At 69.3% G+C, this 17,304-nt stretch carries 20 protein-coding genes; 10 read left to right on the top strand and 10 right to left on the bottom strand.

Features of this window, described 5'->3' with window-relative positions; all coding sequences use genetic code 11:
- Window positions 1-109: 109 nt before the first annotated feature.
- Window positions 110-403: a hypothetical protein gene (locus AC07NC_RS11680; protein WP_494569663.1), complete on the bottom strand. Its 294-nt coding sequence runs from the start codon at window positions 401-403 to the stop codon at window positions 110-112.
- 98 nt (window positions 404-501) lie between these two features.
- Between AC07NC_RS11680 and AC07NC_RS11685 the strand changes: the two genes are divergently transcribed.
- Both AC07NC_RS11685 and AC07NC_RS11690 read left to right on the top strand, forming a co-directional pair.
- Window positions 502-1,029, top strand: coding sequence for an RNA polymerase sigma factor (locus AC07NC_RS11685; protein WP_494569664.1), 528 nt, complete (start codon window positions 502-504; stop codon window positions 1,027-1,029).
- Window positions 1,026-1,598 carry a hypothetical protein gene (locus AC07NC_RS11690; protein ID WP_494569665.1) on the top strand — a complete coding sequence of 191 codons (573 nt, stop codon included), beginning with the start codon at window positions 1,026-1,028 and terminating at the stop codon, window positions 1,596-1,598. The genes AC07NC_RS11685 and AC07NC_RS11690 overlap by 4 nt, the downstream gene beginning before the upstream one ends.
- Before the next feature lie 7 nt (window positions 1,599-1,605).
- Here the strand turns inward: AC07NC_RS11690 and rsmD are convergent, their stop codons facing one another.
- Genes rsmD through AC07NC_RS11705 form a run of 3 tightly spaced genes read right to left on the bottom strand, consistent with a single transcriptional unit; the run spans window position 1,606 to window position 4,165 of the window.
- Complete coding sequence (rsmD, locus tag AC07NC_RS11695) at window positions 1,606-2,169, bottom strand: 16S rRNA (guanine(966)-N(2))-methyltransferase RsmD (protein ID WP_492070836.1); 564 nt, start codon at window positions 2,167-2,169, stop codon at window positions 1,606-1,608.
- A 4-nt stretch (window positions 2,170-2,173) separates the two neighbouring features.
- On the bottom strand, window positions 2,174-2,587 hold the full coding sequence (locus AC07NC_RS11700; protein ID WP_292150462.1) for a GFA family protein: 414 nt from the start codon (window positions 2,585-2,587) through the stop codon (window positions 2,174-2,176).
- A gap of 21 nt (window positions 2,588-2,608) precedes the next feature.
- Complete coding sequence (locus tag AC07NC_RS11705) at window positions 2,609-4,165, bottom strand: pseudouridine synthase (RefSeq protein WP_292150449.1); 1,557 nt, start codon at window positions 4,163-4,165, stop codon at window positions 2,609-2,611.
- 12 nt (window positions 4,166-4,177) lie between these two features.
- Here AC07NC_RS11705 and tadA point away from each other — a divergent pair, with 12 nt between their 5' ends.
- Together tadA and AC07NC_RS11715 are read left to right on the top strand one after the other, a co-directional pair.
- The gene (gene tadA, locus AC07NC_RS11710; RefSeq protein WP_494569666.1) at window positions 4,178-4,636 is read left to right on the top strand and encodes a tRNA adenosine(34) deaminase TadA; all 459 of its coding nucleotides are present in this window, start codon (window positions 4,178-4,180) and stop codon (window positions 4,634-4,636) included.
- A 39-nt stretch (window positions 4,637-4,675) separates the two neighbouring features.
- The gene (locus AC07NC_RS11715; RefSeq protein WP_008264014.1) at window positions 4,676-5,119 is read left to right on the top strand and encodes an MliC family protein; all 444 of its coding nucleotides are present in this window, start codon (window positions 4,676-4,678) and stop codon (window positions 5,117-5,119) included.
- On the opposite strand, the gene AC07NC_RS11720 is transcribed toward AC07NC_RS11715, so the two are convergent.
- From AC07NC_RS11720 to AC07NC_RS11730, 3 genes are read right to left on the bottom strand one after another with little or no spacing between them, the layout of a single operon-like run.
- A complete protein-coding gene (locus tag AC07NC_RS11720; protein WP_494569718.1) occupies window positions 5,116-5,703 on the bottom strand; it encodes a GNAT family N-acetyltransferase in 588 nt (195 codons plus the stop codon). The genes AC07NC_RS11715 and AC07NC_RS11720 overlap by 4 nt on opposite strands.
- Window positions 5,703-6,809, bottom strand: a complete 1,107-nt coding sequence (aroB, locus tag AC07NC_RS11725; RefSeq protein ID WP_494569667.1) for a 3-dehydroquinate synthase — start codon at window positions 6,807-6,809, stop codon at window positions 5,703-5,705. Before aroB ends, AC07NC_RS11720 begins: the two co-directional genes overlap by 1 nt.
- Entirely contained in the window at window positions 6,806-7,372 is a 567-nt protein-coding gene (locus AC07NC_RS11730) for a shikimate kinase (RefSeq protein ID WP_035309752.1), read from the bottom strand. Before AC07NC_RS11730 ends, aroB begins: the two co-directional genes overlap by 4 nt.
- A gap of 125 nt (window positions 7,373-7,497) precedes the next feature.
- On the opposite strand from AC07NC_RS11730, the gene AC07NC_RS11735 reads away from it, so the two are divergent.
- From AC07NC_RS11735 to AC07NC_RS11755, 5 genes are all read left to right on the top strand, one after another.
- Entirely contained in the window at window positions 7,498-8,418 is a 921-nt protein-coding gene (locus AC07NC_RS11735) for a site-specific tyrosine recombinase XerD (RefSeq protein WP_494569668.1), read from the top strand.
- A gap of 17 nt (window positions 8,419-8,435) precedes the next feature.
- Window positions 8,436-8,729, top strand: coding sequence for a DUF1902 domain-containing protein (locus tag AC07NC_RS11740; protein WP_008259650.1), 294 nt, complete (start codon window positions 8,436-8,438; stop codon window positions 8,727-8,729).
- Window positions 8,730-8,904: 175 nt separating this feature from the next.
- Window positions 8,905-9,852, top strand: coding sequence for an acetyl-CoA carboxylase carboxyltransferase subunit alpha (locus tag AC07NC_RS11745; RefSeq protein WP_035309756.1), 948 nt, complete (start codon window positions 8,905-8,907; stop codon window positions 9,850-9,852).
- A 136-nt stretch (window positions 9,853-9,988) separates the two neighbouring features.
- A complete protein-coding gene (locus AC07NC_RS11750; RefSeq protein WP_230307721.1) occupies window positions 9,989-10,471 on the top strand; it encodes a response regulator in 483 nt (160 codons plus the stop codon).
- Window positions 10,468-10,956, top strand: a complete 489-nt coding sequence (locus tag AC07NC_RS11755) for a chemotaxis protein CheE (RefSeq protein ID WP_494569669.1) — start codon at window positions 10,468-10,470, stop codon at window positions 10,954-10,956. Before AC07NC_RS11750 ends, AC07NC_RS11755 begins: the two co-directional genes overlap by 4 nt.
- On the opposite strand, the gene AC07NC_RS11760 is transcribed toward AC07NC_RS11755, so the two are convergent.
- The 3 genes from AC07NC_RS11760 to AC07NC_RS11770 all read right to left on the bottom strand — a co-directional run bounded on the left by AC07NC_RS11760 (window position 10,941) and on the right by AC07NC_RS11770 (window position 14,853).
- Window positions 10,941-12,764, bottom strand: coding sequence for an ABCB family ABC transporter ATP-binding protein/permease (locus AC07NC_RS11760; RefSeq protein ID WP_494569670.1), 1,824 nt, complete (start codon window positions 12,762-12,764; stop codon window positions 10,941-10,943). The genes AC07NC_RS11755 and AC07NC_RS11760 overlap by 16 nt on opposite strands.
- A 125-nt stretch (window positions 12,765-12,889) precedes the next feature.
- On the bottom strand, window positions 12,890-13,906 hold the full coding sequence (locus AC07NC_RS11765; protein WP_035308845.1) for a threonine aldolase family protein: 1,017 nt from the start codon (window positions 13,904-13,906) through the stop codon (window positions 12,890-12,892).
- Window positions 13,906-14,853 carry a mechanosensitive ion channel family protein gene (locus AC07NC_RS11770; RefSeq protein ID WP_372705661.1) on the bottom strand — a complete coding sequence of 316 codons (948 nt, stop codon included), beginning with the start codon at window positions 14,851-14,853 and terminating at the stop codon, window positions 13,906-13,908. Before AC07NC_RS11770 ends, AC07NC_RS11765 begins: the two co-directional genes overlap by 1 nt.
- Before the next feature lie 782 nt (window positions 14,854-15,635).
- Here AC07NC_RS11770 and ettA point away from each other — a divergent pair.
- Window positions 15,636-17,303, top strand: coding sequence for an energy-dependent translational throttle protein EttA (gene ettA / locus AC07NC_RS11775; RefSeq protein WP_035308847.1), 1,668 nt, complete (start codon window positions 15,636-15,638; stop codon window positions 17,301-17,303).
- Window position 17,304: the final 1 nt, after the last annotated feature.

Here is a 17,304-nt window from a genome sequence, read left to right on the forward strand (position 1 = left end):
TCCTCCCCCCTTGGGGGAGGGGGACCGCCGCGCCTCTTGCGCGGTGGTGGAGGGGGCTGGGCGCGCGGCCGGCGCCCGAAGCGGTCGCCCCCGCCGTCGGCTTCGACGATCAGTCGCGGCCCCGTCCCGTGATCCTGCGCCAGATCCGCTTGCGCGCCTCGACCACCGACACCCCCAGCAGGGCCGCCGTGGTCCAGAACAGGGCCTCGGTCGTCACCGCCGCGACGAGGACCAGGCTGATGCGCGCGCCGCGATCCAGATCCAGATAGAGGCCCAGCCCGAACCCGGCCCAGGCGCATACCGCCGCCACCAGCAGGGCCGCCGCCAAGGCCTTCAGGAACCCCTTGCCCCGCGTCAGCACGCCCTTTTTCGGCGTCTCCACCGTCCCTGTCTCGATCGTCATGGCGAACTCCTTTGTTTTTCGACGCCTGACCTGAAAGTCTCGGCCGGTTCCTGAGTCTTTCATCCCGACCGACGATTTTTTCACGGAGACCGCCGCGCTTGGGACGCGACCAGACCTTCGAGGCCCTGCTGGCCGAGCACGGCGGCATGCTGCGCCGCATCGCCTCGGCCTATGAGGCGGATCGCGAGCGGCGGCGCGAGCTGGAGCAGGACATATTGCTGGCGGTCTGGCGCGCCCTGCCCAAACACCGGGGCGAGGCGCCCCTGCGCCATTTCATCGCCCGGGTGGCCCACAACCGCGCCGTCACCCATGTGGCGCGCGAGGCGGCCGAGCCGCGCCGCCAGCCCCTGGACGAGGCCGCCCCCTGCGACGCCCCCACCCCGCACGAGGCGGCCGAGACGCGGGATCTGCACGACCGGCTGGGCCAGGCGGTGCACGCCCTGCCCCTGTCGCTGCGCCAGCCGGCGCTTCTGACCCTGGAAGGCTTCGCCCCGGCCGAGATCGCCGACATGCTGGGCCTGAACCCCAACGCCGTCTCCATCCGCCTGACCCGCGCCAAGGCGGCGCTCAGAATCGCTTTGGGCGAGGCGCTGAACCCCACACCGTCCCAAGAGGTCCGCTCATGACCCGCCCCGATGACGATTGGACCGACCTGACCCAGGCCTGGACCGACACCCCCGACCCCGAGCCCCGACTGGACGCCGGCTTCATCCGGTCCTTGCGCCGCCGCGACCGGCTGGCCCGGCTCAATTTCTGGGTGGAGATGGGCGGCGGGGTCGTCGTGCTGGGGATCGTGGGCTGGGGCGCCGATCGCGGCATTCCCCTGGCCCCGCTCGCGGCCGGCCTGGCCTTCGTCCTCGTGGCTCTGGGCCTGACCGTCTGGGCGCGACGCGACCATCCCGGCCTATTGACCGAGACGCCCCAGGCCGGGCTGCGCTTCGCCCTGGGCCAGGCTCGCACCGGCTATCGCTGGGCCCTGTCCGGCGTCGCCATCAGCGTGGCGGCCATGATCTTCCTGGGGGTCATCCTGACGACGGTCGATCCCGCGCGGGGACCCGCCGGGGCATTCATCGCCGGAATGTTCGGCTTCCTGGTGATCTGCATCGGCTACTACCTGCGTCACGCCCGCCGCTGCCGCCGTCGGATGGCGGCGCATCAGGCGGCGCTGGAGGCGCTGGAAATAGACGCCCCGTAGGTCCGGATTAGGCCACCCGGAGGAACAGCACCCGCGCCGCGCCATAATCCCGCGCGTCCAACCGTTCATAGCCCGGCGTGTCGATGTCGGGCTCGTCCGACCCGCGCTCGAACACCACCAGGGCGCCGGGTTTCAGCCAGTTCCCCTCCAGCAGCCTTGCCAGCGTCTGTTCTCCCAGCCCCTTGCCATAGGGCGGGTCCAGAAAGGCGATGTCGAAGGCCTCGCCGTCCGATCCGGGCCGCACGCCCAGATCCGTCGCGCTGCGCCGATGGACGCGGGTGCGCCCCATCACCCCATAGGCGTCGGCGTTCTCGCGGATCGCGCCCCGCGCCCCGTCGTCGGTCTCGACGAACAGGCAGAAGCCCGCGCCCCGACTGACCGCCTCGAACCCCAGGGCGCCCGATCCGGCGTACAGGTCGATGACCCGCGCGCCGTTCAGGCTCTCGGCCCAGGCGGCGTGTTCCAGGACGTTGAACACGGCCTGCCGCGCGCGGTCGGAGGTCGGGCGCGTGCCCTGCCCCTCCGGCGCGACGATGGCCCGGCCCTTCAGGCTTCCCGCAACGATCCGCACGGCGTCAGTCCTGCGGCGGCGCGAACTGCGCCCACAGCTGTTCGGTCGTCAGGCGCGGCCGGTCGCCCGCCAGCGCGTAGCCGTCCGGCTTGCTTTCAATGCAGAACTCGTCCTCCAGCGCAAAGGCCGTCGGATCGTCGAACGCCTGGGCCGAGACCATGGTGATCCCGCCGTCGTTGGCGCGCCAGAACAGGCCGGTTCCGCAGGCCGGGCAGAACTGCCGCGTCGCCCAGTCGGACGAGGCGTAGGTCGCCACATCGCCCTGGACCTCGACGCTGTCGCCGCAATCGACGCTGAACAGGATGCCGCCCGAAATGCGCCGGCACGTGCCGCAATGGCAGGCGTGCATGCCGCCGTTGGGCGTTGCTGTGAAGGTTACCGCGCCGCACAGGCACCGGCCGGACAGGCGTGCATCCATCGTCAGGTCTCCATTCGCCTCTTAGCGCGGCGTGCGGGGCTTGCCCCCCGGCGCGCGGCCGCTGGTGCCCGACGGGCCAGCCGGCTTGCCGCCGCCGGTGCGTGGCGGCCGGGTTTCGCGTCCGCTGGGCGAAGCCGCGCCGAAGCCGCGCGGCTTGAACTCGCGCTTGCCGGCGTCAGCGCCCGCCGTGCGCGGCTTGTACTCGCGCTTGGGCCCGTCGCTGCTGCGGGCCGGAGCCCCCTCGCGCGGCGTGTAGGCCCGTGCGGGACGATCACCCTCCTCGCGCGGCTTGTAGGTGCGGGCCGGGCGTTCGCCGTCGGTCGGCGCGCCCTCGCGCGGTTTGAAGCTCTTCTTCGGATGGCCGGTCTTGGGCGCGGCCTTGGCCCAGCCTTCCTTCTTCGGCGGGCGCTCGCGGCGCTCGACCGCGTCGGCCTGGGCCGTTTCGGCGGCGCGGACGCGGCTGGGCTTGCGCGACGGGTCCGACATGGCCGAGCCCGAACGCCCCTTGACGATGGGGGTCGACACCCGACGGCCGGGGATGGGCGCGGGCGTCTCGACCGTATTGCCGGTCGGCAGGTTCTCGGGCCGGATGTACTCCGCCAGCAGTTCGCGGATCACCCGCGGCCCGACCTCTTCGACCGAGCCGATGGGCAGGACGTCGAGGCGGAACGGACCATAGGCCAGGCGGATCAGGCGGTTGACCGTCAGGCCGACCGACTCCAGCACCTTGCGGACTTCGCGGTTCTTGCCCTCGGTGATCGAGACCGAGATCCACAGGTTGGCCGGCGCGCGACCATCCTCGGACTTGGACTCCTTGGCCTTGTCCAGCGTCGCCTCGATGGGGCCGTAGGAGACGCCCTCGACGGTCACGCCGTCCTTCAGCTTGTCCAGCTGTTCCTGGGTGATCTTGCCCCGCGCCCGCGCCCGGTACTGACGCACCAGCGAGGTCGCCGGCAGTTCCAGCGCCCGGCTCAGTTCGCCGTCGTTGGTCAGCAGCAGCAGGCCCTCGGTCGCCAGGTCGAGCCGTCCGACCGAGATCACGCGCGGCAGACCCGCCGGCAGGGCGTCGAACACCGTCGGCCGTCCGGTCGGATCGCTGTGGCTGGTCAGCAGACCGGCCGGCTTGTGATAGCGCCAGACCCGCGTCGCCTGGGTCGAGCCGATGGGCTTGCCGTCCACAGTAATCACGTCGTCGCGCGTCACCAGGGTGGCGGGCGTGTCCAGGATGCGGCCGTTGACCGCCACCTTGCCCAGACCGATCAGCCGCTCGACCTCGCGACGCGAGGCGATGCCGGCGCGGGCCATGGTCTTGGCGATTCGCTCGGCGCGCAGGGGCGTGTCGCTCTTGCCCGCATTGGACGACGGCTTGCCGTCCTTGCCGGCGCGCGGCCGATCTCCCCGGTCCGGCTTGTCGCCGAACCGCTTGGGGCCGTCTTCGCGAGGGCTGCGCGGCTTGTCGCCGAAGGAGGTCTTCCCGTCGCCGCTCTTGCGAGGACCGGAGGATTTAAAGGGCCGGGGCGACCGTTCGTCTTGACGGGCGCGGGGCTTCTTGTCGTTGTCGTCTGTATGGCGGACCATGATGAGCGGTTCATGCGCATGGCGCTGGACCAAGCGCAAGCGGCGGCGGACGCAGGAGAGGTGCCTGTGGGCGCAATTCTTGTCGATCCTGCCTCAGGTGAGGTAATTTCGACCGGCGCCAACGGTCCTATTGCGGCGCACGACCCCACCGCCCACGCCGAGATCGTCGCCATGCGGCGCGCGGCGACGGCGCTGGAAAACTACCGACTGACCGGCTTGACCCTCTATGTGACGCTGGAGCCCTGCGCCATGTGCGCCGGCGCCATCAGCCACGCCCGGATCGGCCGCGTGGTCTGGGCCGCCGACGATCCCAAGGGCGGCGCCGTGCTCCACGGCCCCCGCCTGTTCGAACAGCCCACATGCCACTGGCGCCCATCGACGGACTGGGGTCTTCTGGCCGACGAGTCGTCCGGCCTGCTCAAATCCTTCTTCCGCCAACGGAGGGGAACGGCCGCGAGCGGCGTACGTTAGACCGGCGCGCCAAGCGGCGCCGTTGTGAGGATAAGCGTCTTGTTCAAGCCGGTTCCGCCGTCGTCCCTCGTCCACCGCGGCCTGGCCGCCCCCGCCCTTGTCGCCGCCCTGGCGCTTCTGGCCGCCTGCGGCCCCGATCCCGACAAGGCGCCCAGCACCGGCGACGAGGTCAAGGAACGCGCCATCGAGGCCCAGACCGCCCGCCAGCGCACCGGCGCCGAGGTGCAGGACCGCACCCTGAACCGCGTCGTCCACACCGTCTATCTGTGCGACAACGGCGAACGCCTTTCAGTCGATTTCGACAATCCGCGCCAGATGGCGACCATCCGCAACTCGTCGGGCGAGGCCATCGACCTGTACCAGGAACGCGCCGCCGACGGCATCTGGTACCGCGCCTCCAACGTCGATCTGCGCGGCAAGGGCGTCCTCGCCACCTGGTCCGTCCAGGGCCGCCAGCCGACGCAATGCCGGGCGGTGGATTAGGCCAGCGCCGCCAGCCTTCGATCCAGCCCGTCCCGCACCTCGGGCCAGTCGTCATCGATGACGGCGAACATCGCGGTGTCACGCGCACGCCCTGTCCAGGTGATCTTGTGCTTTCTCAGCACCCCCTCGGCCCTGGCGCCCAGTTTCAGGATCGCCGCCCGGCTTCGGGCGTTGAGGGCGTCGGTGATGATCTCGACCCGCACCGCCCCGGCGTCAAAGGCATGGCCCAGCAACAGCCGTTTGCAGGCCGGATTGATCGCCCCGCCCCGCGCCTCAGGCCGATAGAAGGTCGAGCCGATCTCGCAGCGACGATAGGCCGGGTTGATCTCGTACAGACTGGTCGTGCCCACCACCGCCCCGTCCAAACACCGCCGCACGGCATAGGCGATCCGCGTCCCGGACCGCATGGCCGTCAGGGCGCTGTCCCACCAGCCGCCGAAATGCGCGCCCTGGGCCGAGCCGACCATGGCGGCCCAGGCCTCGGGATCGCAGTTCAGCGCCGCACGAACCTCGTCTTTCAGACCGTCCTCGAACGGCTCCAGCCGCACGAACCGATCCTCTAGCGGGACCGGGACGATCCGCATCACGCCGACGCGCCTTCCTCGATCAGGAAGGCGCGCACCTTGGCCGCATCCACGCCCTTGGCGACGAAGGCCTGGCCGATCCCGCGCGCCAGGATCAGGGTCAGGGTCCCGCCTTCGGCCTTCTTGTCGCCGGCCATCAGGGCCAGCAGCCGGTCGGCGCCGAACACGCCCGCCTGATCCAGACGCGTCGGCAGGCCCGCCGCCGCGACCACCGCCTCGACCCGCGCCACATCCTCAGCCGAACACAGGCCCTCGCGCGCCGAATAGCGGAAGGCCATGCAGCAGCCCAGGGCCACCGCCTCGCCGTGGGCCAGGGCGTCTTCGTCGAAGCCGACCTCGGTCTCGACCGCATGGCCGAAGGTGTGGCCCAGGTTCAGCAGGGCGCGCCGCCCGGCCTCCTTCTCGTCCTCGCCGACCACGGCGCTCTTGATCTCGACCGAGCGGATCACGGCCCGTTCCAGCGCCGCCGGATCGCCCTCGGCGCCCGCCGACCCTTCGCCCGCCAGCCAGTCGAAGAAGCCCGCGTCGCAGATCAGCCCGTGCTTCAGCACCTCGGCCCAGCCGGACTTCACCTGCCGCGCCGGCAGGGTCGCCAGAACGTCGATGTCGGCCAGCACCAGGCGCGGCTGATGAAAGGCGCCGACCAGGTTCTTGCCGCGTGGCGTGTCGATGGCCGTCTTGCCGCCGACCGACGAATCCACCTGGGCCAGCAGGGTGGTCGGAATCTGCACGAAGTCGACGCCCCGCATGTACAGCGCCGCCGCCAGACCGGCCAGATCGCCCACGACCCCGCCGCCCAGGGCGACGACCACGTCCTTGCGGTCCAGCCCGATCTCCAGCAGCCGGTCCAGCACCCGCTCCAGCTCGGCGAAGGACTTGGAGGCCTCGCCCGCCGGCACCGCCACGATCTCGCTCTTCACGCCCGCCGCCGTCAGGGACGCCGTCAGGGCCGGCGCGTGGATCGCCGCAACGGTCTCGTCGGTGATGATGACGGTCCGTCCCCTGGCCAGGGGGGCGATGCGCGCGCCCGCCTGGGCCAGCAGCCCACGCCCCACCACGACCTCATAGGCCGCAAAGGCCCCGCCGCTGACCGGAATGATCGTCATCGCCTCGTCTCCGCGCGCCGTCTGTGGCGCCAGTGTCGGCGCAGGTTCTTGTGAATGGCGTCCACCGCCTGGCCGTGCGAGCCCTGGCCCACGTCCACGGTCACATCCGCCTCGCCATAGATCGGATAGCGGGCTTCGGCCAAGGTCGTCAGCACCGCCAGCGGATCCTTGCCCCGCAACAGCGGCCGGGTGTCGCGCCGCGCCACCCGTTCGGCGATCACCGCCAGATCGGCCCTCAGCCAGACCGTGTCGGCCCGTTCCTTGAGCAGGGCGCGGGTTTCCGCATTCATCATCGCCCCGCCGCCGGTGGCCAGGACAATGGGCGGCCCTTCCAGCAGGCGACGGATCACCCGCGCCTCGCCCGCGCGGAATTCCTCCTCGCCCAGGGCGGCGAAGATTTCGGACACCGTCATCCCGGCCGCCGATTCGATCTCCACGTCGCCGTCGGCGAAGGGCAGTTTCAGCCGGTTGGCCAGCCGCCGCCCCACCGACGATTTGCCCACCCCCATCAGCCCGACCAGGGCTATGGTGCGGCTCGGGCCCGGATTCGCGCGCCGCCTCATCCGGCGGCTCCGGCGGAACGGACGGTCGAAAGGACGGCGAAGGCGGCGGAACGGGCAGGCATGATCGATCAAACCTCTACACCAAGCCCGCCCGCGCGCCAGCCGCCCAGGGACCGGATCGCGTCATGACGCCCCAGATCGAGGCCTTTCTGGAGATGATGGCGGTCGAACGCGACGCCTCGCCCCACACCCTGTCCGCCTACGGCCGCGACCTGGCGGACGCCGAGGCCGCCCTGGCCGAGGCCGGTGGGCTCATGCAGGCCGACCAGGAAGCGCTTGAGGTCTGGTTCGCCGACCTGTCGCGGCGCGGCCTGTCGGCCGCCACCGCCGCCCGACGTCGTTCCTCGGCGCGCCAGTTCTACCGGTTCGCCCTGGCCGAGGGCTGGCGCACGGACGATCCGTCGTGCCGCCTGGACGCGCCCAAGCAAGGCCGCCCCCTGCCCAAGCTGCTCAGCCGCGACGAGATCGACCGCCTGCTGGCCGCCGCCGCCGCGCGCGACGCCGCAGGGGGGCTGCGCCTGGTCGCCCTGGTCGAGATGGCCTACGCCTCGGGGCTGCGGGTCTCGGAGCTGCTGGGGCTCAAGGTCGAAGCGGTGCGTCGCGACCCCGCCTATCTGATCGTGCGCGGCAAGGGCGGCAAGGAACGGCTCGCCCCCCTGAACGCCGCCGCCCGCGAGGCGATCAAGGCCTGGCTGACCGCCCGCGACGCCAAGCTCAAGGGCAAAGATGGGCGAAAGCCCGAGGCGCCCGACAGTCCCTGGCTGTTTCCCTCGTCCGGCCGCACCGGCCATCTGACGCCGCGCCGCTTCGCCCAGCTTCTGGACGAGGCGGCGCTGGTCGCCGGCATCGACCCCGCCCGCGTCAGCCCCCACGTCCTGCGCCACGCCTTCGCCACCCACCTGCTGGAAGGCGGCGCCGACCTGCGCGTCGTCCAGACCCTGCTCGGCCACGCCGACATCGCCACGACCCAGATCTACACCCACGTCGCCACCGACCGCCTGGCCCAGGTCGTCCAGCAGAACCACCCCTTGGCGCGGGATGATTGAAAGGGCATATTTCGGGCATGGCCGAGGATTTCTACGTCAAGGCGATCTGGGATCCCGAGGCCGAAGTCTGGTTCAGCGACTCCAACATCGTTGGCCTCGTGATCCAAACCGCGACGCTGACCGAGTTCGAAGTGCTGGCCCGGCATTTCGCTGCAGAGCTTCTGGCCGAAAATATGAACGTTATCGGCGACACCCTCATTAGGTTCGAGGCTGCAGCACATTTCACAGTCGCGGCTCTTCCCTTCCCTCTCCCAGCGGGAGAGGGCTTGAGCGCCCGAGAGCGCAGCGATCGGTCTTGCGCGAAAGGGTGAGGGGTATGGGTGCGAACTCGCCCACCGACAGGCCCTCATCCGGCCCTGCGGACCACCTTCTCCGCATGGGAGAAGGAAGCGGCTCTGAACCCGGCTTGCCCGGCGGCCTCGACCTCTCTAGTTTCCCCCGCCTTCCCTAGGGGCGGTTTTCCCGCCTGCAGTCCCGGACGCCTTTATGGCCACGCACTATCTCGACTTCGAAAAGCCGATCGCCGATCTGGAAGCCAAGATCGAGGAACTGTCGGCCCTGTCCGAGACCTCCGGCGGTTTCGACGCCGAGATCGCGGGCCTGCGCAAGAAGGCGGAACAGCTGCGCAAGAAGACCTACGCCGGTCTCGATCCCTGGATGAAGACCCAGGTGGCGCGCCATCCGCAGCGGCCGCATTTCATTGACTATGTCGAGAGCCTGTTCACCGACTGGAACGAGCTGCACGGCGACCGCAAGTTCGGCGATGATCAGGCCATACTGGGCGGTCTGGCCCGGTTCCGCGGTCGGCCCGTCGTCATCATGGGCCAGGAAAAGGGTCACGACACCGCCACCCGCATCACCCACAATTTCGGCATGGCCCGGCCCGAGGGCTATCGCAAGGCCGTGCGTCTGATGGACCTGGCCGAACAGTTCGGCCTGCCGGTGCTCAGCTTCATCGACACCGCCGGCGCCTATCCGGGCCTCGGCGCCGAGGAGCGCGGCCAGGCTGAGGCCATCGCCCGTTCGACCGAACGCTGCCTGACCCTGGGCGTCCCCTCCATCGCCACCATCGCGGGCGAAGGCGGCTCAGGCGGGGCCATCGCCATCGCCGCCGCCAGCCGCGTGCTGATGCTGGAACACTCGATCTACTCGGTCATCTCGCCCGAAGGCGCGGCCGGCATCCTGTGGCGCGACGGCGCCCGGGCCAGGGACGCGGCCATGGCCATGAAGATCACGGGCCCGGACCTGCTGGCGCTGAAGATCGTGGACCGGCTGATCGACGAACCCGTCGGCGGCGCCCACACCGACCGCGCCGCCGCCATGGCCAACGTCGGCGACGTCCTGGCCGAGGAGCTGAAGGCCTTCGAAGGCCTGTCGCCCCAGCAGATCCGCAAACAGCGCGCCGACCGCTTCTACGCCATCGGCGCGCTTTGACCGAACGACGTTAACCCCGAATCCATGAAATCAGGTGAAGCTCTCCCCTGACCGGGGCGAAATCTAACCAATCATGGCGACACAGGGCGATTCTCTTCGAGAAAGCGCGGTTTTCAACCTCAGCGGCGCCATCACCATGGTCGTCGATGATTCGCCCTTCTCCCTGACCCTGACGGCGGGCGCCCTGGCCGGTTTCGGCATTCGCCCCGCCTTCACGGTCGGCAGAGGCGCCGAGGCGCGCCGTATTCTTCAGGAGAAGCCGGTCGATCTGCTGTTGGTCGATACCGACATGCCGGACATCGACGGTTTCGAACTGGTGCGCTGGCTGCGTCGGTCAGGGCCCAACCCCAACGCCTTTACGCCCGTGATCATGACCGCCAGCCATATTCGGCGCGGACGCGTCACCGAAGCGCGCGACTGCGGCGCCAATTTCGTCGTCACCAAGCCGTTCAGCGCCGCCATGCTGCTGGAGCGGATCCTGTGGGTCGCGCGCGACAGCCGGCCCTTCCTCGAGGTCGGGGACTATCTGGGACCGGATCGCCGGTTCCGGCACGACGACTATGACGGCGAAGAACGGCGGGCCGACATGATCCGCAAGAAGACCATGGAGTTCGCATGACGGTCATCACCCATGTCCAGCGCAAATCCCGTCTCGCGGAGATGGTGGATCGTCCCGGCGGCGTCAGCGTGGGGGTCGCCCTGGCCCAGGCCAAGGCCAATCTGGACGGGCTGAAGGACCAGGCCCTGGCCATCATATCCGAGAACATCGGCGCCCTGCTGGTGCCCCCGACGCCGGACATCCCCGAAGCCCTGCGTCTGGACAGCGCCTACGCCGCCTCCAGCCAGGTCATCGACGCCGCCAGCCCCTTCGCCCTGGACGACCTGTGCACGGCGGCCAAGGGTCTGTGCGATCTGCTGGACGCCGCGCCGCGCCAGGGCGGGTTCGACTGGCGCATCGCCACGGTCCACGCCCAGGCGATGAAACTGCTGCTCAGCCTGACCCCGGACGCCCCCGGCACGGCCGAGGCCCGCATCGCCATCATGGCCAATCTGAGCGAAGTCCTGAAACGCAAGCTGCCGACGTCGCCTCAGTCCCCGGCCTGAGCCGCCTTGCCCGCCCGTGTCTGCTTGCGCCACAGGGCGGCGTATTCCCCGCCCAGCCGCGCCACCAGCTCATGGTGCGCGCCCCGCTCGACGATCCGCCCGGCCTTCAGCACCAGGATCTGATCGGCGTCGGCCACGGTCGACAGCCGGTGCGCCACCACCAGGGTGGTCCGCCCCTGGCTGACCCGGCGCAGGGTCTTCTGGATCGCCGCCTCGGTGCGGCTGTCCAGGGCGCTGGTCGCCTCGTCCAGGATCAGGATGCAGGGATCGGCCAGCAGGGCGCGGGCGATGCCCACCCTCTGGCGTTCTCCGCCCGACAGTTTCAGCCCCCGCTCCCCGACCCGGGTCTCCATCCCGTCGGGCAGACCCTGGATGAAGTCGGACAGTTCCGCCGCCGCCGCCGCCGCCCACACCTGGGCCGCATCGGCGTCCGGCCGGGCGAAGGCGATATTGGCGTAGAGGCTGTCGTTGAACAGGGCCACGTCCTGCGGCACCAGGGCCACCGCCGCCCGCAACGAGGCCTGGGTCACCGTCCGCGCGTCATGCCCGTCGATCAGGACCCGCCCCTCCTGCGGATCCAGCAGCCGCAGCGCCAATTTGACGATGGTGGACTTGCCCGCTCCCGACGGCCCCACCAGGGCCGTGGTCGTGCCCGGCGCGGCGACGAAGCTGACGTCCTCCAGCCCGCTGGTCCGGGCGTCGTGGCGATAGCCGACCTGCTGGAACTCCACCGAGGCCCCGCGCGCATCGACCGGTCGCGGCAAAGGGACGGCGTCGGCCGCATCCGCCACCTGGGGCGTCAGCCGCGTCACCTTCAGCATCTCCTCCATGTCGATGAAGGACTGGCGGATTTCCCGATAGGCGAAGCCCAGGATGTTCAGCGGCGCATACAGCGAGATCATGATCAGCACCGCCGCCGTCACATCCCCCGGCCCCATCCGCCCGGCGGCCGCCTCGAACCCGGCCATCACCGCCATGACGCCCAGGCCCAGGTTCATGATCAGGGCCTGGATGCCGTTCAGCAGGGCCAGCGAACTGTTGGCCTTCAGCGACGCCTGGGCGTAGTCGCCCAGGGCCCGGTCATAGGTCTGGGCCGCCCGGCTCTCGGCCCCGAACGACTTGACCGTCTCATAGTTCAGCAGGGCGTCGACCGAGACGCCGGCCGCCTCTGAATCGGCGGCGTTCATGACCCGGCGATGCTCCAGCCGCCAGTTGGACAGGGCGAAGGTCGCGATCGTGTAGACCGCCACCACCGCCACCGCGACCGCCGCGAACCGCCAGTCGTACTTGCCGCCCAGCACCGCCGCCGCCAGCGCCAGCTCCACCCCGGTCGGAACCAGGTTGAAGGCCAGGATGCGCAACAGGAAATCCACCGCCCGCGAGCCGCGATCCATGGTCCGCGACAGGGCGCCCGAGCGTTTGGTCTGGTGGAAATCCAGCGACAGGCTCAGCGCATGGGCGAACACCTCGGCCGCCGTCTTTCTCTGCGCCGCGGACCGCACCGGGGCGAACACCACATCCGACACCTGGGGCGCGACCGACGACAGGAAGCGCACGATGGCCCAGCCTACGGCGAAGGCGGCGAAACCCCAGCCGACCGCCACGGCCGCCCCCTGCCCCGCCGCCAGCCGATTGACCGCCGCGCCCAGCATCAGGGGCGCCAGCACCCCCAGCGCCTTGCCCGCCAGCGTCAGACCGACGGCCGAGACCAGCCGCACCCGCAGCTGCGGCGCGCCCGACCGGCCCACCAGCCGCACCAGGTCCGCCAACGCCTGCAGCGTCGGGGGTCCCTCTGTCTTTTCCTGCATGCTCCCCGCCTGTTGCGCCTTGACCATAGGGTCGCGCCGGCCGCCGGAGCGCTCTCCGCGCATCGCCATGATCCGCATATGGACAGACTATGCGACCGGGGAAAGGCCGCACGCGCGACAAGGGCTCAGTTCAGGCCCGCGATCGCCTCGATCAGTTCGTCCACGGCCTCTGCCTGGGTCGCCCAGGAACAGACGAACCGCACCGATCCGTCGTCGAACTGATAACAGGCCCAGCCCAGGGCGTTCAGCCTCTGGTGCGCCTCGGCCGGCATCCGCACGAACACCGTATTGGCCTCGACCGGATGGGCCAGGACATAGGGCGAGCGGGTCGCCACCCCCGCCGCCAGCCGTTTCGCCATCAGATTGGCGTGGGCGCCGCCCGATTCCCAGTCGCCGCTTTCCAGCAGGCCCAGCATCGGCCCGGCCAGCAGCCGCGCCTTGGACGCCACCTGCCCCGCCTGTTTCAGCCGGTTGTCCAGCCGCCGCGCCAGGCTCTTGTCGAACAGGACCAGGGCCTCGACGCAGTTCGCCCCTGCCTTGGCCCCGCCGAACACCAGCACATCCACGCCCAGGCGCGGAATATCCTTCAGGTCGAACCCGGCCGCGACGGCGTTGGCCAGCCGCGCCCCGTCCATGTGAACGCCGTATCCCCTGGCCTTCACCGGCTCGATCAGATGGCGCAGTTCTTCCTCGGTATAGACCGCGCCGTATTCGGTCGCCTGGGTCAGGGACAGGGCCGCCGGCGGCTGGCGATGGCCGACCTCGGGCTCGGCCAGTTGCGCCTTCAGCGCCAGCGGATCGATCCGCCCCGAAAACCCCGGCAGGCCGATCAGGCCGACGCCCTGGCCGAAGAAGCCCGGCGCCCCCGTCTCGTCGGTGCAGACATGGGCGGCGTTGTGCGCCAGCACCGCCTCGAACGGAAAGGCCAGCATCGACAGGGCGATGGCGTTGGCCGCCGTGCCGCTGAAGACGAACCGGATCTCGGCGTCGGCGTCCAGCCGTTGGCGGATCTGATCGGCGGCCCGCGCCGTGATCTCGTCTGAACCATATGACCGGGCGTATCCGGCGTTGGCCCGCGCCAGACCTTCGACCGCGCTCGGCGCCATGCCGGCGGTGTTGTCGGATCCGAAATCGTATCGCATCAGCGCGTCTTCACCTTCACGTCATGCCCGCCGTCTTCCACCGTCCGTACACGGACGACCGGCATGACATCTTCATCGCCATAGGGCACGGCGACCTGATGCGGGAAGGGAATTTCGATCCCGGCGGCGTCCAGCGCCTCCTTGCCGCCCTGCATCAGATCGGCCTGGGTCTGCCACCAGTCCTCGACCTTGACCCAGGCGTGCAGCGTCACCTGCACCGAACTGTCCAGCAGCCCCGTCACCCCGGTCCAGGGGGGCGGATCAGCCAGCACGGTCTCGTGCGCCGCCGCCATGTCGGCCAGGACGCAACGCGCCTTGTTCAGGTCGTCGCCGTAGCCGACGCCGAAATTGATCTCGATCCGCCGCGTCTGCTGACCGGTCAGATTGGTCAGGGGATCGCTCAGAACCTTCGAATTGGGAATGACGATCTTGTGGTTGTTGGCGTTCGACAATTGAGTCGTGAACAGATCGAGCCGTTGCACCGTGCCCGCCATCCCGCCCACATCCACCACGTCGCCCACGCGATAGGGTCGCAGCACCAGCAGCATGATCCCCGATGCCACGTTCGACAGCGTCCCCTGCAGGGCCAGACCCACGGCCAGGGACGCCGCGCCCAGAACCGCGATGATCGAGGTCGTCTGCACCCCCAGCCGCTGCAGCACGGCGATCATGCCGATGATGAACACCACCACCCGCACGACCTGAACGGCGAAGCTCAGGACGGTCTGGTCGTGCCGGAAGGCGCCGACCCGCGACAGGGCGTTGCGCGCCAGGCGGGCCGACCATTTGGCCGCGATCACCGTCGCCGCAAAAATCAGGGCGGCGATTGTCAGATTGATGGCGAAATCACCGGCCATGTCGGTGATCTTGGCGATCATGACGGTATCGACCGCCACGGCCTGACGCCCGGCGGCGACGGCTTCGGCTATAGGGGAGGCATTCGACATAAGGGGGGTCTAACGTCTCGATCTCCGAATGGAAGCCCGCTCAAGGCAATTTCACCACGACGCCGACGCGACACGCCCCCTCCGTCACGGCGCTTTGCGCCGCGCCACCTCCCCCAAGGGGGGAGGAATGCGAACACCAAAATCCTCCCCCCCTGGGGGAGGTGGATCGCCGGCGCAGCCGGCGAGACGGAGGGGGCCCGAACGGCCCCAACTGTCACAATGACGCTGGTCTCACTCCAATGATTCCAACCGCTTGTCCGATTCTCGCCCCGACTTCCCCGCCAGGGTTTCCCCGTCCCTTATAATCACGCCCGGTCTCGTCGCTTGGAGGGCTCGCTTGGCCTGCGACCTTGCGGCGGCGAGAGCGGATGGAACGGGAGCGGGGATGCAACTCCCCCGCGCCGGCGGCGTCTCAAAACGCCGGCGGAGGGTCGAGGGGGATACTCGGCCGTACTCGGGACGGGGTTCGCAGACCCTGCCGACCCGTCGCAGGCTTATGGGGTTAGGCGATAAGACCGCCACCGCTCGGCGCCCCGAGCTTGCAGGCCAACCAACCGCGCGGGGCGTCAAACCTTCGTCGAAACGGTAAAAACCAAACCAACCCCGGGCGAAGGCCCGGCGCCCCGCCCAGCCCTCCGCTTCCAAAGGGCCTCCAACTCCGCCGCGAAAACGGCGGAGGCGCCGTCGTTCGCCGCTCGCCTTATTTGCTCTCGCGCCTCAGGATCGCTACATCCGCCCAAACCTCCCAATCCGACGAAACCCGAAGGGCGAAACCGCACCTCATGGCGCAGCAATATATTTTCCAGATGCAGGGTCTGACCAAGACCTTCCCCGGCGGCCGCAAGATCTTCGAGAACATCTGGCTCAGCTTCTATAACGACGCCAAGATCGGCGTCGTCGGCGTCAACGGCTCGGGTAAATCCACCCTGCTGAAGATCATGGCCGGCCTGGACAATGAGTTCACCGGCGAGGCCCGCGCCGCCGACGGCATCAAGCGCGGCTATCTGGAGCAGGAGCCCCAGCTGGACCCCGCCCTGAACGTTCGCGAGAACGTCGAGGCCTGGTGCGAAGAGAAACAGTGGGTCAACCGCTTCAACGCCGTCGCCGCCGAACTGGGCGAGAACTACACCGACGAGCTGATGGAGGAGATGACCGCCCTCCAGGAGAAGATCGACGCCGGCGACGTCTGGGACATCGACAGCCGTATCGAAATGGCCATGGGCGCCCTGCGCTGCCCGCCCGATGACTGGGAGGTCGCCAACCTGTCCGGCGGTGAGAAGCGCCGCGTGGCCCTGGCCCGCCTGCTGCTGTCCAAGCCCGACATGCTGCTGCTCGACGAACCGACCAACCACCTGGACGCCGAATCCGTCGCCTGGCTGCAGCACCACCTGGAAAACTTCCCCGGCTGCGTCATCCTGGTGACCCACGACCGCTACTTCCTGGACCTCGTCACCAAGTGGACGCTGGAGCTGGACCGCGGCAAGGGCCACCCGCACGAGGGCAACTATTCCTCGTGGCTGGAAGCCAAGACCAAGCGCGTCATTCAGGAACAGTCCGAATCCGAAGCCCGCCAGCGCGCCCTCACCCGCGAACTGGAATGGGTCCGTTCCGGCGCCAAGGCCCGTCAGGCCAAGTCCAAGGCCCGTCTGGCCGCCTATGAGCGGATGGTCGACGAGCAGGAATCGATGCGCGGCGCCCAGACCCACGCCCACATCCAGATCCCGCCTGGGCCGCGCCTGGGCAATGTCGTGCTGGAAGTCGAAGGCCTAGCCAAGACCTATGGCGACAAGACCCTGTTCGACAACCTGACCTTCAAGCTTCCGCCCAACGGCATCGTCGGCGTCATCGGCCCCAATGGCGCCGGCAAGTCGACCATGTTCAAGCTGATCACCGGTCAGGAAACCCCCGACGGCGGCACGATCAAGGTCGGCGAGACGGTCAAGCTGGCCTATGTCGACCAGTCGCGCGACGACCTGAAACCGGACGAGACCATCTGGCAGGCCATCTCGGGCGGCACCGACGTGATGATGGTCGGCAAGCGCGAGATCAACACCCGCGCCTATGTCGGCAGCTTCAACTTCAAGGGCGGCGACCAGCAGAAGAAGGTCGGCCAGCTGTCGGGCGGTGAGCGCAACCGCGTCCACCTGGCCAAGACCCTGGCCTCGGGCGGCAATCTGATCCTGCTCGACGAACCGACCAACGACCTGGACATCGAAACGCTTCAGAACCTCGAAGAGGCTCTGGAAGAGTTCGCCGGCTGCGCCGTGGTCATCTCCCACGACCGCTGGTTCCTGGACCGTCTGGCCACCCACATCCTCGCCTTCGAAGGCGACGGCCATGTGGAATGGTTCGAGGGGAACTTCGAAGCCTACGAACAGGACAAGATGCGTCGCCTGGGCGCCGACAGCATCATCCCCAAGCGCATCCAGCACCAGAAGTTCGGGCGCTGAT

The organism is Brevundimonas sp. GW821-FHT10A07, from assembly GCF_059415785.1.

Coding starts and splice junctions, on each gene's coding strand:
- AC07NC_RS11680 (WP_494569663.1), bottom strand. CDS start 403: ATGACGATCGAGACAGGGACGGTGGAGACGCCGAAAAAGGGCGTGCTG.
- AC07NC_RS11690 (WP_494569665.1), top strand. CDS start 1,026: ATGACCCGCCCCGATGACGATTGGACCGACCTGACCCAGGCCTGGACC.
- AC07NC_RS11700 (WP_292150462.1), bottom strand. CDS start 2,587: ATGGATGCACGCCTGTCCGGCCGGTGCCTGTGCGGCGCGGTAACCTTC.
- AC07NC_RS11705 (WP_292150449.1), bottom strand. CDS start 4,165: ATGGTCCGCCATACAGACGACAACGACAAGAAGCCCCGCGCCCGTCAA.
- tadA (WP_494569666.1), top strand. CDS start 4,178: ATGCGCATGGCGCTGGACCAAGCGCAAGCGGCGGCGGACGCAGGAGAG.
- AC07NC_RS11720 (WP_494569718.1), bottom strand. CDS start 5,703: ATGCGGATCGTCCCGGTCCCGCTAGAGGATCGGTTCGTGCGGCTGGAG.
- aroB (WP_494569667.1), bottom strand. CDS start 6,809: ATGACGATCATTCCGGTCAGCGGCGGGGCCTTTGCGGCCTATGAGGTC.
- AC07NC_RS11730 (WP_035309752.1), bottom strand. CDS start 7,372: ATGAGGCGGCGCGCGAATCCGGGCCCGAGCCGCACCATAGCCCTGGTC.
- AC07NC_RS11735 (WP_494569668.1), top strand. CDS start 7,498: ATGACGCCCCAGATCGAGGCCTTTCTGGAGATGATGGCGGTCGAACGC.
- AC07NC_RS11740 (WP_008259650.1), top strand. CDS start 8,436: ATGGCCGAGGATTTCTACGTCAAGGCGATCTGGGATCCCGAGGCCGAA.
- AC07NC_RS11745 (WP_035309756.1), top strand. CDS start 8,905: ATGGCCACGCACTATCTCGACTTCGAAAAGCCGATCGCCGATCTGGAA.
- AC07NC_RS11750 (WP_230307721.1), top strand. CDS start 9,989: ATGGTCGTCGATGATTCGCCCTTCTCCCTGACCCTGACGGCGGGCGCC.
- AC07NC_RS11755 (WP_494569669.1), top strand. CDS start 10,468: ATGACGGTCATCACCCATGTCCAGCGCAAATCCCGTCTCGCGGAGATG.
- AC07NC_RS11760 (WP_494569670.1), bottom strand. CDS start 12,764: ATGCAGGAAAAGACAGAGGGACCCCCGACGCTGCAGGCGTTGGCGGAC.
- AC07NC_RS11765 (WP_035308845.1), bottom strand. CDS start 13,906: ATGCGATACGATTTCGGATCCGACAACACCGCCGGCATGGCGCCGAGC.
- AC07NC_RS11770 (WP_372705661.1), bottom strand. CDS start 14,853: ATGTCGAATGCCTCCCCTATAGCCGAAGCCGTCGCCGCCGGGCGTCAG.
- ettA (WP_035308847.1), top strand. CDS start 15,636: ATGGCGCAGCAATATATTTTCCAGATGCAGGGTCTGACCAAGACCTTC.